At 35.0% G+C, this 15,725-nt stretch carries 14 protein-coding genes and 1 tRNA gene; 4 read left to right on the top strand and 11 right to left on the bottom strand.

All coding sequences use genetic code 11. The annotated features are described in order from the left end of the window. Positions 1 to 12: 12 nt before the first annotated feature. Positions 13 to 1,797, bottom strand: coding sequence for a single-stranded-DNA-specific exonuclease RecJ (gene recJ, locus J7R05_RS04620; RefSeq protein WP_208541378.1), 1,785 nt, complete (start codon positions 1,795 to 1,797; stop codon positions 13 to 15). Positions 1,798 to 2,094: 297 nt separating this feature from the next. On the opposite strand from recJ, the gene rplM reads away from it, so the two are divergent. Together rplM and rpsI are read left to right on the top strand one after the other, a co-directional pair. Continuing rightward, on the top strand, positions 2,095 to 2,559 hold the full coding sequence (rplM, locus tag J7R05_RS04625; RefSeq protein WP_208541379.1) for a 50S ribosomal protein L13: 465 nt from the start codon (positions 2,095 to 2,097) through the stop codon (positions 2,557 to 2,559). A gap of 3 nt (positions 2,560 to 2,562) precedes the next feature. Next, positions 2,563 to 3,060 (top strand): 30S ribosomal protein S9, encoded by a 498-nt coding sequence (gene rpsI, locus J7R05_RS04630; protein ID WP_182479443.1) that lies wholly within the window; start codon positions 2,563 to 2,565, stop codon positions 3,058 to 3,060. Positions 3,061 to 3,201: 141 nt separating this feature from the next. On the opposite strand, the gene J7R05_RS04635 is transcribed toward rpsI, so the two are convergent. The 8 genes from J7R05_RS04635 to J7R05_RS04670 form a co-directional block, all read right to left on the bottom strand. Next, positions 3,202 to 3,567 (bottom strand): response regulator, encoded by a 366-nt coding sequence (locus J7R05_RS04635; RefSeq protein ID WP_010703753.1) that lies wholly within the window; start codon positions 3,565 to 3,567, stop codon positions 3,202 to 3,204. Between the two features lie 312 nt (positions 3,568 to 3,879). Next, positions 3,880 to 4,692: an MBL fold metallo-hydrolase gene (locus J7R05_RS04640; protein ID WP_208541380.1), complete on the bottom strand. Its 813-nt coding sequence runs from the start codon at positions 4,690 to 4,692 to the stop codon at positions 3,880 to 3,882. A 5-nt stretch (positions 4,693 to 4,697) separates the two neighbouring features. Then, the gene (locus tag J7R05_RS04645; protein WP_208541450.1) at positions 4,698 to 5,471 is read right to left on the bottom strand and encodes a TatD family hydrolase; all 774 of its coding nucleotides are present in this window, start codon (positions 5,469 to 5,471) and stop codon (positions 4,698 to 4,700) included. Continuing rightward, complete coding sequence (gene metG / locus J7R05_RS04650) at positions 5,461 to 7,020, bottom strand: methionine--tRNA ligase (protein WP_208541381.1); 1,560 nt, start codon at positions 7,018 to 7,020, stop codon at positions 5,461 to 5,463. Before metG ends, J7R05_RS04645 begins: the two co-directional genes overlap by 11 nt. A gap of 60 nt (positions 7,021 to 7,080) precedes the next feature. Then, positions 7,081 to 8,136 (bottom strand): DNA polymerase III subunit delta', encoded by a 1,056-nt coding sequence (locus J7R05_RS04655; RefSeq protein WP_208541382.1) that lies wholly within the window; start codon positions 8,134 to 8,136, stop codon positions 7,081 to 7,083. Continuing rightward, the gene (tmk, locus tag J7R05_RS04660) at positions 8,133 to 8,777 is read right to left on the bottom strand and encodes a dTMP kinase (protein ID WP_208541383.1); all 645 of its coding nucleotides are present in this window, start codon (positions 8,775 to 8,777) and stop codon (positions 8,133 to 8,135) included. The genes J7R05_RS04655 and tmk overlap by 4 nt, the downstream gene beginning before the upstream one ends. Positions 8,778 to 9,390: 613 nt before the next feature. Next, complete coding sequence (locus tag J7R05_RS04665; RefSeq protein WP_208541384.1) at positions 9,391 to 10,269, bottom strand: septal ring lytic transglycosylase RlpA family protein; 879 nt, start codon at positions 10,267 to 10,269, stop codon at positions 9,391 to 9,393. Between the two features lie 377 nt (positions 10,270 to 10,646). After that, positions 10,647 to 10,722 (bottom strand) — tRNA-Lys (locus J7R05_RS04670). A 915-nt stretch (positions 10,723 to 11,637) separates the two neighbouring features. Here J7R05_RS04670 and lexA point away from each other — a divergent pair. After that, positions 11,638 to 12,351: a transcriptional repressor LexA gene (lexA, locus tag J7R05_RS04675; protein ID WP_208541385.1), complete on the top strand. Its 714-nt coding sequence runs from the start codon at positions 11,638 to 11,640 to the stop codon at positions 12,349 to 12,351. A gap of 274 nt (positions 12,352 to 12,625) precedes the next feature. Continuing rightward, on the top strand, positions 12,626 to 13,939 hold the full coding sequence (gene rimO, locus J7R05_RS04680; RefSeq protein ID WP_208541386.1) for a 30S ribosomal protein S12 methylthiotransferase RimO: 1,314 nt from the start codon (positions 12,626 to 12,628) through the stop codon (positions 13,937 to 13,939). A 1-nt stretch (position 13,940) separates the two neighbouring features. Here rimO and ttcA read toward each other — a convergent pair whose 3' ends face one another. Both ttcA and rpsD read right to left on the bottom strand, forming a co-directional pair. Continuing rightward, positions 13,941 to 14,729 (bottom strand): tRNA 2-thiocytidine(32) synthetase TtcA, encoded by a 789-nt coding sequence (gene ttcA, locus J7R05_RS04685; RefSeq protein ID WP_208541387.1) that lies wholly within the window; start codon positions 14,727 to 14,729, stop codon positions 13,941 to 13,943. A gap of 354 nt (positions 14,730 to 15,083) precedes the next feature. Beyond that, entirely contained in the window at positions 15,084 to 15,701 is a 618-nt protein-coding gene (rpsD, locus tag J7R05_RS04690; protein ID WP_010703743.1) for a 30S ribosomal protein S4, read from the bottom strand. Between the last annotated feature and the right edge of the window lie 24 nt (positions 15,702 to 15,725).

A 15,725-nucleotide genomic window follows, 5' to 3' on the forward strand; every position in this document is an offset into this window, starting at 1 on the left:
AAAAAATATCTATCAAGCCACTGCTGCTGCGTCAATAACACGCAATTGTGGTTTGATAGTTCCGTTCCAATAATTTAAACTAAGATTACCTGCTACATGAATTGTTTCTCCAACATTTTCAGAAAGAAAATTGCCAAGGGATGTTCCCACTGCATGAAAAGCTATTCCTTGGAGTTTTTTGCCTTCAAGATCAGAAACAAAAAGGCGTAAATGCCCTTTCCCAACCTCACATACACTGACCAATCTATGAGAAGGAAGAACAAAAACAGGTGTAGCATTTTCCGAACCAAAAGGGCCTGCTTTTTCAATCATATCAAAAAGATCTTTATTAGCACCAGAAGCAGAAAGAAAGCCATCTATACTAAGAGACTTTTTAGCACGCAATTGCGAAACTACTAAAGAAACCTTTTCTTCTAACCATTCTCGAAAAGCTTCAACTTTCGTAGATTGAATTGTAATCCCAGCTGCCATACTATGCCCTCCCCCTTTTTCTAATAAGTTTAATGTAACAGCTTCATGAACAAGTGCACCTAAATCCACACCACTAATTGAACGTCCTGACCCTGTACCGCTACCATCTGCTTTTAAAGCAATTACAAAAACAGGACAAAAAAAACGTTCTTTTAAACGAGATGCAAGAATACCAACAATTCCTGGGTGCCATTCTTGACAAGCAACAACAAGTGATGACGACATTTCTTTATCGTGATGAACAGAATCAATATAAGCTTCTGCTTGAGCTAATTGAATAGCTTCCATTTCTTGACGTTCCTGATTAAGCTTATTTAATTGCTCTGCCATTTTATCAGCTTCATCTCTATTATCACAACTGAGCAAGCGTGCTCCCAAAGCTTGGTCTCCAATGCGCCCTCCCGCATTAATTCTAGGCCCTAATAAAAAACCTAAATGAAAACTGTTAATTGGCTCACCTATACGTGCAACCTTTGCTAAAGCAGCTATCCCGACATTATGCATAGAACGCGCTACTTGAAGCCCTTTTACTACAAAAGCGCGATTAACACCTCGCAATGGAACCACATCGCATACAGTGGCTAATGCAACAAGATCAAGCATACTCAAAAGGTCAGGAACAGTCTCTGTCCATTTTTGCTTTCGCAGTAAATGATTTACCCATACTAATGTAACAAATACGATGCCAGCAGCACATAAATGCCCTTGTTCAGAAAAATCATCAGGGCGATTAGGGTTAACAAGAGCAACAGCCTCCTGATGAACGTCTGACATTTGGTGATGATCTAAAACTACAACATCAGCACCTGCAAGCCTAGCTGCCTTTATTGCATCTGGACTGTTTGCACCACAATCAACGGTAATAATTAAACTCGCCCCTTCTTGGGCTAGCATCTTCATTGCTTGTTCATTTGGACCATAGCCCTCAACGATACGATCAGGAATATAGATTTTAACTATTATACCAAAATAACGTAAAAAACGTGCCAAAAGCGCTGATGAACAAGCTCCATCAACGTCATAATCACCAAAAACAGCTATTTTCTCTCGGTTCATAATAGCTTTAACCAAGCGCTCTGCTGCACATTGCATATCCGTAAAGCTTTCTGGATTAGGCAATAGATTGCGTAGCGTGGGATTAATAAAAGAAACAGCTTCAGATTCATCAACGTTTCTTGCAGCAAGAACCCGAGCTAATTGATCTGGAAAACCAAATTTTTGAGAAATAGCACGAGCATTGTTGATCCCTTGAATATTAAGAGGATCCACCCAAGCTTGATCACAAGCAGAAGATTTAACATTGAGACAATAATAGGGTAACTGCATTATCCTTTATGTACAACGAAAGTAGCAAAAATACAATTAGCACTTAAAAGATGAAATATTTTATATAGCATCATATTTTATCTCATGATATGAATAGACTGTTACACTTAAGAGCATTATAATACTCTTATTTGTAATTGCGTTATTTATTAGTTTTTATTTTTTCTTGACGCAAATCGTAAGACATTATATCAGACAGATAACATATACTGAGATGTATTTTGTTGTGGTAATCATTCACAACGTAAAATAATAAAAATGTTTTCATATTAAAGGGCTTTAATAAAGGATACTTCTATGGCAACTTTTTCACAAAAGCCAACTGAAGTGGTAAAGAAATGGGTTATTATTAACGCAGAAAACCTTGTTTTAGGTCGTCTTGCCACGCTCGTTGCCAATCGCTTACGTGGCAAACATAAAACTACTTTTACCCCCCATGTCGATAATGGTGACAATGTCATTGTTATCAATGCAGAAAAAGTGGCTCTTACTGGCAAAAAATATACCGATAAGAAATATTATTGGCACACTGGCTATATCGGTGGCATTAAAGAGCGTACAGCTCGTCAAATTCTTGAAGGTCGTTTTCCTGAGCGAATTGTTGAAAAAGCAGTAGAGCGCATGATTCCCCGTGGTCCACTCGGTCGTCGTCAAATGAAAAATTTACGTGTTTATGCTGGCAGTCAACATCCGCATGCAGCGCAACAGCCCGAAGCTCTTGATGTCGGTGCTCTAAACCGCAAAAATAAAAGGATTGCTTAAATTATGGCTGAAATTAATTCTCTTTCTGAACTTGGTGCAACAATATCGACTGTAGAAGTTAATAATAAAAGTGAAAATGTTGCTGCTCCTATTCACGTGCAAAAACTTGATTCACAAAAGCGTGCTTATGCAACAGGAAAACGTAAAGATGCTGTTGCTCGTGTATGGGTCAAGCCAGGCTCTGGAAAAATTACCATTAATAATAAAGAGTTTGATAAATATTTTGCCCGTCCTGTTCTTAGAATGATTCTTCGTCAGCCGATTGTTATAACCAACAGAGATACCCAATTTGACATTGTTGCAACTGTTGCTGGTGGTGGTCTTTCTGGCCAAGCAGGTGCGGTACGTCATGGAATTTCTAAAGCTTTAACTTACTATGAACCAGAACTTCGTCCTATCTTAAAAAAAGGTGGGTTTCTTACACGAGATAGTCGTGTTGTTGAGCGTAAAAAATATGGTAAAGCGAAAGCACGTCGCTCTTTCCAATTCTCAAAGCGTTAATTTTCAGTTCTTGTATGATACGTAAAACCCCACTTTTTAGTGGGGTTTTTATTTTAATAGTATATTAAAAGACTATTTTTGAAAGTTACACTCTCAGTTTATCTTCCTATTGCCATTAAAAAAGAAAACTGAATAACAACTTCAGTCTAAAAAAGACTTCAGCATTGTAATAAAATGTGGAACAGAAATAGGTTTTGACATATATTCTTCACATCCACTTGCACGAATGCGCTCTTCATCCCCCTTCATGGCAAAAGCTGTTACAGCAACAATAGGAATAGATTTAAGTTCTTCATCCTCTTTTAGTTGTTTAATAACATCAATCCCTGAAACTTCAGGCAACTGAATATCCATAATAATAAGAGAGGGCTTTGTCGAGCGAGCTAAATCTAATGCAATAAGACCATTACGTGTTTCAACGGTTTCATAGCCACTCACCTCTACAAGATCACGGAATAACTTCATATTCAGTTCGTTATCTTCTACGATCATGACTTTCTTTAACATTAATATAAATTTACCCTTCTATAAAAATAGGAAATATAAACAAAAATGCATATTTTCTTTTTCTAATTTTTCTACACAAACCTTTTTTGTAGCACTATAGTACCTAGAAAATTGTATTGGATCCACTTCTCAAAAGAAATATATTGACACTTAATTTTGCAAAAAAGAGAGAATAATTATTATAAAGAATATGTAATATACACTGTAATTGTTAGATAAAGCCTATATACTTTGTTTTCAATTGACATTAAAACTCAAATTATTCTCTATTTCATGACTTTATTGTACGTAAATTCAATAATTTTATATATTCTAGAGTACATTTGTTTCAAAGGTAAGACCTTGATAAGCAGGCTCAACGTTTGGTGGGACGTAATTTAAAACATCATTATAATCAAGCGAATTATCCATATGAGTTAATATAGCTCGTTTAGGCTTTAAATACTTTATCCAATGCAATGCTTGATCAACCGAAAAATGACTTGGATGAGGTTTAAATTGAAGAGAGTCAATAATTAAAACATCTAAATCCATAAGGTTTTGTAATGCTTCTGCAGGAAATTGGTTTACATCTGTACAATAAGCAACATTGCCAATACGAAAACCCAAAGAGTTAATGGCACCATGAAATTGTAAATGTGTGTTAAAAGTAATTGCTCCGCCCTGCCCTTGAATTGTAAATTCACTGTTTTCATTTATAAGATGTGCCTTTAAAATGGGGGAATAATTGGAACCCTTTGGTGTTTGAAAACAATAACCAAAAGACTCATTAAGATACTTTAACGTAAATGCATTTGCATAAATATCTATTAAACATTTTTGGGCAAGCGCATAACTACGTAAATCATCAATACCATGAACATGATCTGCATGAGGATGTGTATAGACAGCAGCATCAAGATGGTTAACATGCGATTTTATCATTTGTGATCGAAAATCTGGACCTGTGTCAATAACAACTGTTGTTTTCTTTCCCGATTTATCAATTCGTTCAACTAAAAGAGAAGTTCTATAGCGTTTATTTTTCGGATTGTTCGGATCACAAGCTCCCCAATAACCATTGGAACGCGGTACTCCTGGAGACGAACCACAACCCAATATCGTAAATCGGTAACAATCAAACATTCTTTTTATTTCATTTTGCTAAATAAACGAAAAGCATTTTGTGTTGTTATCTGAGCGATTTCTTCAATACTTAAGTCGAGAGTTTCAGCCAAAATAACCGCTGTATGACGCACAAAAGACGGCTCATTTGTTTGTCCACGGTAAGGAACAGGTGCTAAAAATGGTGAATCTGTTTCAATTAACAAACGTTCATGAGGCACAATTTTTGCTATTTCACGAATTTCGAATGCATTTTTAAAAGTGAGAATACCTGAAAAAGATATATAGCCACCAAGCTCAATGCCAGCACGAGCAAGCTGCATGCCAGACGAATAACAATGAAAAATAAATGGAAATTCCCCTTCTTTCATTTGTTCACGTAATATCTGCTCCATATCAGCATCTGCATTACGTGAATGAATTACAAGAGGTAGCTGTGTTTCCCGAGAAGCAATGATATGTTCCCGAAAGCTCTTTTTTTGTTCTTGTGGTGAACTATAATTATAATGATAATCAAGCCCAGACTCACCAAATGCGACAATTTTGGGATGTTTTGATAAACAAATAAGATTTTCAGCTTTAATATTTTGTTCTTCACACACATGATTAGGGTGAGTACCAACAGAACAAAAAACCTGTTCATAAGCTTTTGTGATTGCTAAAAGTTTATCCAACTTATGAACATGTGTTGAAATTGTTATCATACGTCCAACATCAACAGCTAAAGCCCGTTGAATAACACCATCCAAATCCTGAGAAAAATCTTCAAAATCAAGATGACAGTGCGTATCAATCAACATCATTCACATCAGCTTTCTTAAAGACATAACGGGGAAAAATCGGCACCGGCAATGGAAGATTTTCACCTTCTTTAATTTTTGAATCGCTTATATGATGTAATAAGCGATCTTCTTTAGCAATTGCAAGACTATCAAGAAGTTTAGCAGCTGATTGAGGAATAAAAGGCAAGAGCATAATACCTATCCGTCGCAAAACTTCCAAAGTTACATAAAGAACTGTAAAAAATCTTTCTGGATTACTTTTACATAAACTCCAAGGCTCTTCACTGGCAAAATAGCGGTTAGCATCTGCTACAACTGAAAAAATAGCTGAAAGTGCTAAATGTGGCGCCTGGCGTGACATAGCTTGGCGTGCAACCTCAATTACTTGAAGAGATTGTTCTAAAAGTTGTCCATCCTGAGCTAAAAATTCAGTTGGCGCAGGAATTTTTGCGTCACAATTTTTTTGTATCATGGATAAAGAGCGCTGTGCTAAATTGCCAAGATCATTAACAAGATCTGCAGTAATACGATTTACGAAACTTTCGTGATTATAACTACCATCTTGCCCGAATGGTACTTCACGAAGAAAAAAATAACGGACTTGATCAAGGCCATAACGGTCAATTATTTCAAAAGGGTCAACTACATTTCCAACGGATTTTGACATTTTTGCACCGCGATTTAACAAAAAACCGTGCGCAAAAATACGTTTAGGTAATTCAATCCCAGCTGACATCAAAAATGCCGGCCAATAGATTGCGTGGAAACGAATAATATCTTTGCCAATAATATGAGTACTTGCAGACCAAAAATGACGTTTTTTTGATGTTTCATTAAAAAAATCAATTGCTGTAAGATAATTTGTAAGCGCATCAACCCAAACGTACATTACATGCTTTGAGTTATTGGGAACACCAACTCCCCAATTAAAATTCGTCCGAGAAATGGAAATATCTTTCAACCCTGATTTGATAAAACTTATAATTTCATTACGCCGTTCATTGGGACCAATGAAATCAGGATATTTTTCATAATGCTCAAGAAGAACTTTTTCATAACGAGAAAGCCTAAAAAAATAACTTTCTTCTTCATTCCACTCAACTGGAGATCCTAGCTCTTTTTCACGACGGATTCCATCTTCCCCAATTTGGGTATCCTTTTCTTCATAATAAGATTCTTGACGAACCGAATACCAACCGGCATAACGATCAAGGTAAATATCTCCATTAGCTTCCATTTTTTTCCAAATCGCTTGACAGGTTCGGTGATGTCTTTCTTCTGTCGTGCGAATGAAATCATCGTTAGAACAGTTTAACTTTGTAAGCATCTTTTGAAAGATAGCACTGTTATGGTCTGCAAGTTGCTGAGGTGTTATGTTCAATGCCTCTGCCGCCTGTTGCATTTTGAGACCATGCTCATCCGTGCCAGATAGAAAAAATACGTCTTTACCGTCTAATCGTTGAAAACGGGCTAAAGAATCACTCGCAATTGCATTATAAGCATGCCCAATATGCGGGGCACCATTAGGATAAAAAATTGGAGTTGTTATATAATATGTGTCACGCATGTTATACCCAGTTGAAACATAAAAAAGGATACAATGACATAACGCCTATTAATTACATTGTCACGGAAAAAGCTTAGATTCGTGAATGATCTTATGAACTTTAAAAAGTAGATTGATAATAAATTGCTTTTTATCAAGATTAAATGACTGCAGTTGTGCTATTTCCTGATAAATCTCTTGCCATGTTTGTGCATATTTTTTTGAAAGAGTGAGAATCCCCTTTTCAGCCGAAATAATAGCTCTTTTTTGAATCTTATCAAGAATTTCATCACAAAATTGTTGAAATTTGACATCCGAATCCGATGACGAAAGTGTCTGTGCAAAATTGTGGACAAGAGCTAGATTACAAACTGATTGTTCTAAAAAACTATCAATAGTTTGAACAATTTCAAGCCCACCATAACACGTAAGTAAGATCGCTTTTCGAGGATTCCCTTGGGATTTTTGAACAACCATTTCCATAGTCTCTTTATCAGCCCCCCCCTGATCAGAAAGAATATGTGAAATAACCTGTTTCATCTCATCATCACACAATGGTCGCAAAGAGATTTGTTGACAGCGTGAGCGAATTGTCGGAAGTAATTTTCCTGAACAATGTGTAATAATAATAAATAAAGCCTTTACTGGAGGCTCTTCAAGCATTTTGAGAATTGCATTAGCAGCACTTCTACTCATATCATCTGCAGAATCGATGATAATAATACGCCATCCACCATCTTGCGATGTTTGGTTCAAAAAATGTGTGACATCGCGGATATCATCAATTGATATACTTGTTTTGAATTTTTGTGTTTTTAAATCAAAATGGCGAGAAACGTGTATAAGACCAGGATGACTACCCTGCATTATCTGGTGCCATACAACTGAATCATGTTCTGGCTGCAAAAAACCACTTTCTTGATTACTTAAAATATTCCAAGCAAAGTGAAATGCTAATGTTGCTTTACCAATCCCTCGCTCTCCTTCAAATAATAATGCATGATGTACACGCCCTTCTTTACGTATTTGCCCCAAAAAGTGACGAACTTCTTTATGACCGATGATGATGTTATTTTGTGATGGTGATAAAACCCCTTCGATATCATCATATTGGCGTAAAAAATTGATATCACTCATAGCACATGACCCAATATTAACTGATGACAGATATCTTTTATTTGTGATGCTATCGTTTCTACTGCACAGGTTGCATCAATTACACGAAATCTAAAGGGTTCATTTCTGGCCAATTGGAGAAAAGCTTGTCGTCTTTGTTCTTGAATATTTAATTGATCTTTTTCGAAATAATCGATCTTTCCAATTTCTTTCCTTCGTAAATCTGTGCGCTCCATACCAAACGTTGCTGGTATATCTAACAAAAATGTCAAATTGGGCATAACTGTACCCAGACCGATACGTTCTAAAACAGAAAGAAGGTGAGAATTCACCTTATTATTAAGCCCCTGATAAACCCGCATAGAATCAATAAAACGATCGCATAAAACAATTTTTCCTGCCTGCAAAGAAGGTAGAATAACTTCATTAACATGGTCAACACGTGCCGCTGTAAATAAGACTGCTTCAATGAATGCACCATATTGTTCCGTATTACCTGATAATAAAACATAGCGCATTGCTTCAGCACCCGCTGTTCCTCCAGGCTCTCGGGTTATAACAACATCATAGTTTTTGCTACGAAGATACTGCGCAAGCAAAGAAATTTGAGTCGTTTTACCCGCTCCTTCCCCTCCTTCAAATGTAATAAAATAACCTGACACGTATAAACCTTAATTCCTTACTTTGGCTTATATTATAAGTATTTTTTTAAGCATCCAATTGTTATTTTATAAAGCGCATTTTAAAAATAAATAAAATATTACTTCAATTGTCATTAATTTTGCTAATGAAAATAGGAAAAAGATAATATTATTCTGTTTTTTAATATTATCATGCACCATCAATAATAGCGATCATGGTGTAGAGATTTTGCGCTTTTATCTATTAAACATTAATTCCAAAATAAGAAAAAAACTTTAATGTTATTGCTATTATGCAGTTGTTTCCTCTTTGCTTAGAAAATCAATATAAAAAGCAGATTGTACAAAAAAGAGGTTATTTATTCTTCACAAAGAATATATTTATAAATTAAAAAATTTTTTATGTTTTTCTTATAATTATAAAAATTATTTTATAAAATACATTATATTATTAATATAACATATTATATATTATACATTTTTTGTTATATAGGATTTTCTTATAACATTTCATTCAGTTATTGGCTTGCTTTAAATATATTTAATTCAGCTTTGTTTTTTAATGAAAATATTTATATTTCCTTGGATCATTTGCTACTTTTTGCGTTTTTTCTTAAGATAATTACAAATAGGCTTATCCTGAGTTTTCTTTATTGAGTTTATGAGCAAAAGCTAGTTGATTAAGTGATGTGGGTTTATTAATCAAAACAGGGCCAATATCTGGTAATTTTATCGGAAAAGTTCCAATTGATTGTTTTGGATTTACTGCAGCCTTCATCAGCTGTTTTTGGTGACCTGTATTAAACGTAAAAAATACATTATCTTCTTTGTCTTCTAGAGTATTTGCTAATGCTAGCATCATAGATGAATTATAATCTCTAGATGTATAAGAGGCCATTAAATAAGCATTATCATAATCATTTACAGGCGCTTTGCTGACATACTCTACTTTAACATTCGTAACCCCTTTATCGATATAACCAAGAATTGTTGCAGCTTGTTTGGATAAGTCAATAATTCTATCTTTTATAAAAGGACCACGGTCATTTACCCTAACAATAATAGAAGAGCCATTTTCTAGGTTTGTAACGCGAGCATAACTAGGCAAAGGCATCGTAGGGTGGGCAGCAGTTAAAAGATTCATATCATAGATTTCACCATTTGCAGTTAAACGCCCATGGAAATCTGAACCATACCATGATGCTTGACCAACACGTTTATAAGTTGGATCGTCTTCTGGATAATACCATTTTCCTTTTATTTGATAAGGTTTACCAACAACAGCTCTACTGCCTTTATTTTTTGATTTATGCTGTGTGTTCAAAGCCTTTTCAGGTACAGTAACAGCCTTTCCAGCCTTTACCTTAGGTGTTGTATTGGTGGAACTTTTCCCTGCAAATTGTGTTGTTTGGTTTGCACAAGCTGTTAATAAACCAACAGCAGCAATCATAGGCACAAATTGAAATATCATTTTAACAACGGAGGTTAACTTTCTTTTACTATTTAAAAGCATTTATCAGCCCGCTTACCCTTCTTCAGCTTTTATTGTAAATATGGAAATTACATTCTTTGTGTACGGTAGAAAAATTTATACCCATGAATGACTATATTCGTTAGATTTATGGTATTCTAAAAATCAATCTTTCATCAAGCTATTAACATAATATAAAAGAATATTTGTTATAATTTACAAAAGGTGATGTATGCCTAAGGTTGATAAAAATTAAACAAAATCAATAAGTTATAAGCATAAAATCAGAAACAAAACATCATAATATAAATTGTGAATTAAGCCGAGCTTACTTTATATGAATAATAGAAAACAGGTATAATTTACAAATAGCATAAATAATTTTTATCAATTTACGAGGAATTTGGAAACATTATTTATGGTGAGCGCGCAGGGATTCGAACCCTGGACCTACTGATTAAAAGTCAGTTGCTCTACCAACTGAGCTACGCGCTCCCACACAATTATTTTGCTTGTGGAAAATGAATGGGAACATACGGTCGACTTTTCATTTGGTCAACACCTTTTATGAAAAAATATTATTTTTTACTTTGTTTATCAAAATACTGTTTATTACACCCAACTTTCTTACTATTTTATGCACTCTTTTAGGATACAAAATAATACACAACGCATATTGTACTCTTTACACCCATTAATATAGGTAGAAGATATGCTTTTCAGTAAATGCAAACGACATCATTCAAATGAAAACAAAATATTAATGATTCAAATTTTCAAGAATTCTTTGCTTCTTTTTTACACAATTTTAGTGTAGCTTAATCTTTCAAACAGTAGCTAACATTGTTGTGAATTAATCATTTGATAAAATGATTCTAGCTATGCAATTCGTAACTGGCTACATTCACTTGAAAAGTTGTTCTTTAATTGATCTATTATTATAATAAAGTAGGCAAAATATTTGAGTCTATCTCTATAAGGTAGAGATAACGCTTTTCGAAAGCCAATCATAAAATCATACGACAATTATTTATTTCAACCTGAGAAAAGTCTTAGTTGATATCCACAAAATCACACTAAAAACTATAATTATATCTGTTAAAAATACACCCTAATATAAATTAAAGTTTAAGAAATTTTCTATCCATCAATAATCAATTTATATTCTTACCTAAAAAATGATATTCCATATAGCTGATAACTAAAAAATATAAATTTGACCGGTGATATATACGAATATTGTCAGATAAAAAACAAATGACCCCACATTCTTTATTTCTAGGCTTAAATTTCTAGACTCAAATAAAATGAAGAGTTTTGCGTTATTTTAAAAAAATTGTAGAATAATCATAAAATACTTATGCTTTGTCTTCTATTTTTTCTTTTTCGATTTTTTGATTGGAATGTTGAATGCTGACATGTAAACAATATGAGCTACTTTTATTCATGCACAATCATATGAAAGAAACTGGTGTTCCCCCCTCCTTTGATGAGATGAGAAATGCATTAGAGCTTGCTTCAAAATCCAGCATTCATAGGCTTATTACAGCTTTAGAAGAGCGTGGTTTTATACGTCGTTTGCCAAACCGTGCTCGTGCAGTAGAAGTTATCCGACTTCCTGATAAAATAACATTCGATCTTTCTTCTGCACGTAAAATTTTTCCAAGTATGGTAGAAAAAAACAAAAAGAAAACATTTCAAGACCTTGATAATCTTGATCATTCTGACACGAAAAACAAACAAAATATTACTATCCCTATTATGGGCCGTATTGCTGCTGGCGTACCTATTTCGGCAATACAGCAGCAAACAAATACACTTTCTCTTCCACCAGACATGATTGGTTTAGGTGAGTATTATGCCCTGGAAGTTAAAGGTGATTCTATGGTTGAGGCAGGTATTATTGATAAAGATACTATAATTGTTAAACGTCAAAATACAGCAACACAAGGTGAAATTATTGTTGCATTAATTGATAAACAAGAAGCAACTTTAAAACGTTACCGACGTAAAGGGGCTTCGATTGCATTAGAAGCTGCAAATCCTCATTATGAAACGCGCGTATATAAGCCTGAACGTGTTCATATACAAGGCAGACTCATTGGGCTTATTCGTCATTATTAAAAGACAAAATAGTTAAAAATATAAATAAACAGCTGTGTACGTTTTGGAAATGTCTATATACAAAGTCGTCACCGTGATGATTATAGATAACGCTATTTATTAGCGTTTTTGTCTTTTGTATTCTGTGTGCTCGTGATTATAAATAAGTTTACATAACTTTTGTAGCAAAATGTATCAAATGCGTCTAAAGGTTAAAGAGTATGCAGACATTATTCCTAAAAAATAGGAATAATGGATCAGTTAGATTTTCGTTAAAGAATTACAAGGATTAATTATGGCAGCACCTCGCATTAGTTTTGTTTCTCTCGGTTGTCCAAAAGCACTTGTAGATTCTGAGCGTATTATTACAAGTCTTCGTTCTGAAGGTTACGAAATCTCACATAAGCACCAAGGAGCGGATCTCGTTATTGTTAATACCTGTGGTTTTCTTGATTCTGCACGAACTGAATCACTCGCTAATATTGAAAAAGCTATCAAAGAAAACGGAAAAGTTATTGTAACTGGATGTCTTGGTGCTGAACCTGATGTTATCCGTCAAGCACACCCTAGTGTATTAGCTATTACTGGACCACAAGCATATGAAAACGTCATACAAGCAGTTCATACAGTCGTTCCTCCAGTCCATGACCCCTTCGTTGATTTAGTTCCTCCGCAAGGTATCCGCCTTACACCCCGCCATTATGCTTATTTAAAAATTTCTGAAGGATGTTCTAATCGATGTAGTTTTTGTATTATCCCTGCTCTGCGCGGTAATTTGGTCTCTCGCCCTATAGGCGATATTCTCCGCGAAGCAGAAAAGCTTGTACAAGCAGGCGTAAAAGAACTCTTGATTATTTCACAAGACACTAGTGCTTATGGTATTGATATTAAATATGCTGAAAGCTCTTGGAAAGACCGCACAATAAAAACTAAATTTTTAGATCTTTGTCGCGAACTAGGAGATATGGGTGTTTGGGTGCGTATGCACTATGTTTATCCTTACCCTCATGTTGATGCAGTTATTGAACTGATGGCTGCAGGAAAAATCCTCCCTTATTTAGATATCCCTTTTCAGCACGCATCACCAACTGTTTTACGCAATATGAAACGCCCTGCTCATATGGAAAAAACGAATCGTAGAATTGAAGAGTGGCGAAAAATTTGTCCAGATCTCACTTTGCGATCAACATTCATTGTTGGTTTTCCAGGAGAAACCAATGAAGATTTTGAGATGCTTCTTGAATGGTTAGAAGAAACAAAAATTGAGCGTGCTGGTTGCTTTAAATATGAGGCAGTAAAAGGTGCTGCTGCAAACGATCTTGAATTAGGAAACGTCGCGGAAGAAGTGAAAGAAAGTCGTTGGCATCGCTTTATGGCAAAACAACAACAAATTTCTGCCCGTCTTTTAAAGAAAAAGATTGGACAAAGGCTTCAAATCCTCATTGATGAAAGTCAAGGTAAAGTGGCTAAAGGCCGCAGTAAGTATGATGCTCCAGAAATAGATGGTGTTGTTCATATATCATCACGGCGACCACTTCGTAGCGGTGAATTTGTTACTGTTAAAATCGAACAATCCGATGCCTACGATCTTTATGGTATTGCTGTTTAAATTATAGTAAAGCATTAAAAGCGAAAAGTTTTTTATCAAGCAAATGACTTGGGCGTACATTTGTTAAAGCACGAATCATAGTATCTTTTCGCCCTGGCATTCTTTTTTCGATATCATTTAGCATTTCTTTTATTACATTGCGTTGTAAACCACTTTGGCTACCACAAAGATTACAAGGAATAATAGGAAATTGCATTGCTTGAGAAAACTTTTTCATATCTTCTTCAGCTGCATAAACAAGAGGGCGCAAAACAAAAAGATCCCCCTCATCATTTATAAGCTTTCCAGGCATAGCTGCTAAACGACCACCATGAAATAAATTCATAAAAAACGTTTCTAAAACATCATCACGATGATGTCCCAGTACTAATGCAGAACACCCCTCCTCACGTGCGATACGATACAAATGCCCACGCCGCAACCTGGAACAAAGCGAACAATATGTTTGCGTTGGTGTCAGCTTATCTGTAACAACTGAATAAGTATCCTGATATTCAATGCGATAAGGAATTTGATAACTATTCAAATAATCAGGAAGAATATGCTTTGGAAAGCCTGGTTGACCTTGATCAAGATTACAAGCTAAAATTTCAATTTGTAAAAGACCACGCCATTTTAAATCTAAGAGAAGAGCCAGTAAACCATAAGAATCTTTCCCACCGGATAAAGCAACAAGCCATTTTTTCCCTGAAGATAACATAGAGAAATCATCGAACGCTTGCCGTATATGACGTAAAAGTCGTTTACGTAATTTATTAAATTCTACAGTTGAAGGGGCAACTCGAAACATTGGATGGCAATCATCAATACTCTCCTCCAAAAGACCACCTATACCTACATTTTCTATTGTTCGATATTACTTAGAAAGTTTAATTTATAATACTATACCCTGTATAATAATACAATGGTTCACTTTCAATCATAATACAAGCAGCAACAAATATAACAGGATTTAAATTTATGCTAAATCCTGTCTGTAAATTGGATATCTATAATCAAAAAGATAAAAACGTACGTACTCTATCGCAGAAAAAACTGATAACCTCAGCAAATTAATGATGTTATCAGTTCCAACGATTGCGAAACAACGTAGCTCTTTTAAAATACACAATCAAATTAGAGAGTGATAAACCTACTAAAAAATTTAGCGTGAATAAAACTCAACAACTAAATTAGGTTCCATGTGAACAGCATAAGGAACATCTGAAAAAGCAGGAATACGAGTAAAAGTCGCTTTCATTTTGCTATGGTCTGCTTCAATATATTCAGGTACATCACGTTCAGCTAACTGTATAGATTCTAAGACCAAAACAAGCTGCTTTGATTTTTCACGAACTTCAATAACATCACCTGGCTTACAACGGTATGACTGAATGTTGGTACGTCGACCATTTACATTGACGTGACCATGATTGATAAATTGACGAGAAGCAAAAATAGTAGGTACAAATTTTGCGCGATAAACAATAGCATCTAAACGTGACTCTAGAAGACCGATAAGATTTTCACTTGTATCACCGCGACGACGAACAGCTTCTTCATAAATTTTACGAAATTGCTTTTCTGAAATATCACCGTAAAATCCTTTTAATTTCTGCTTAGCACGCAACTGGATACCATAATCAGAAAGTTTACCTTTACGGCGCTGTCCGTGTTGACCAGGACCATATTCACGACGATTTACAGGAGACTTGGGACGCCCCCAGATATTTTCCCCCATACGGCGGTCAATTTTATACTTTGTTGATTCGCGCTTACTCATCGCATTTCCTTTACATAAAAAACA

Source organism: Bartonella capreoli (assembly GCF_902813205.1).
Lineage (GTDB): Bacteria > Pseudomonadota > Alphaproteobacteria > Rhizobiales > Rhizobiaceae > Bartonella > Bartonella schoenbuchensis.

Coding starts and splice junctions, on each gene's coding strand:
- J7R05_RS04655 (WP_208541382.1), bottom strand. CDS start 8,136: ATGAGTGATATCAATTTTTTACGCCAATATGATGATATCGAAGGGGTT.
- J7R05_RS04665 (WP_208541384.1), bottom strand. CDS start 10,269: ATGCTTTTAAATAGTAAAAGAAAGTTAACCTCCGTTGTTAAAATGATA.
- rimO (WP_208541386.1), top strand. CDS start 12,626: ATGGCAGCACCTCGCATTAGTTTTGTTTCTCTCGGTTGTCCAAAAGCA.
- rplM (WP_208541379.1), top strand. CDS start 2,095: ATGGCAACTTTTTCACAAAAGCCAACTGAAGTGGTAAAGAAATGGGTT.
- metG (WP_208541381.1), bottom strand. CDS start 7,020: ATGCGTGACACATATTATATAACAACTCCAATTTTTTATCCTAATGGT.
- lexA (WP_208541385.1), top strand. CDS start 11,638: ATGCTGACATGTAAACAATATGAGCTACTTTTATTCATGCACAATCAT.
- rpsD (WP_010703743.1), bottom strand. CDS start 15,701: ATGAGTAAGCGCGAATCAACAAAGTATAAAATTGACCGCCGTATGGGG.
- recJ (WP_208541378.1), bottom strand. CDS start 1,797: ATGCAGTTACCCTATTATTGTCTCAATGTTAAATCTTCTGCTTGTGAT.
- rpsI (WP_182479443.1), top strand. CDS start 2,563: ATGGCTGAAATTAATTCTCTTTCTGAACTTGGTGCAACAATATCGACT.
- ttcA (WP_208541387.1), bottom strand. CDS start 14,729: ATGTTTCGAGTTGCCCCTTCAACTGTAGAATTTAATAAATTACGTAAA.
- J7R05_RS04645 (WP_208541450.1), bottom strand. CDS start 5,471: ATGTTGATTGATACGCACTGTCATCTTGATTTTGAAGATTTTTCTCAG.
- J7R05_RS04640 (WP_208541380.1), bottom strand. CDS start 4,692: ATGTTTGATTGTTACCGATTTACGATATTGGGTTGTGGTTCGTCTCCA.
- J7R05_RS04635 (WP_010703753.1), bottom strand. CDS start 3,567: ATGTTAAAGAAAGTCATGATCGTAGAAGATAACGAACTGAATATGAAG.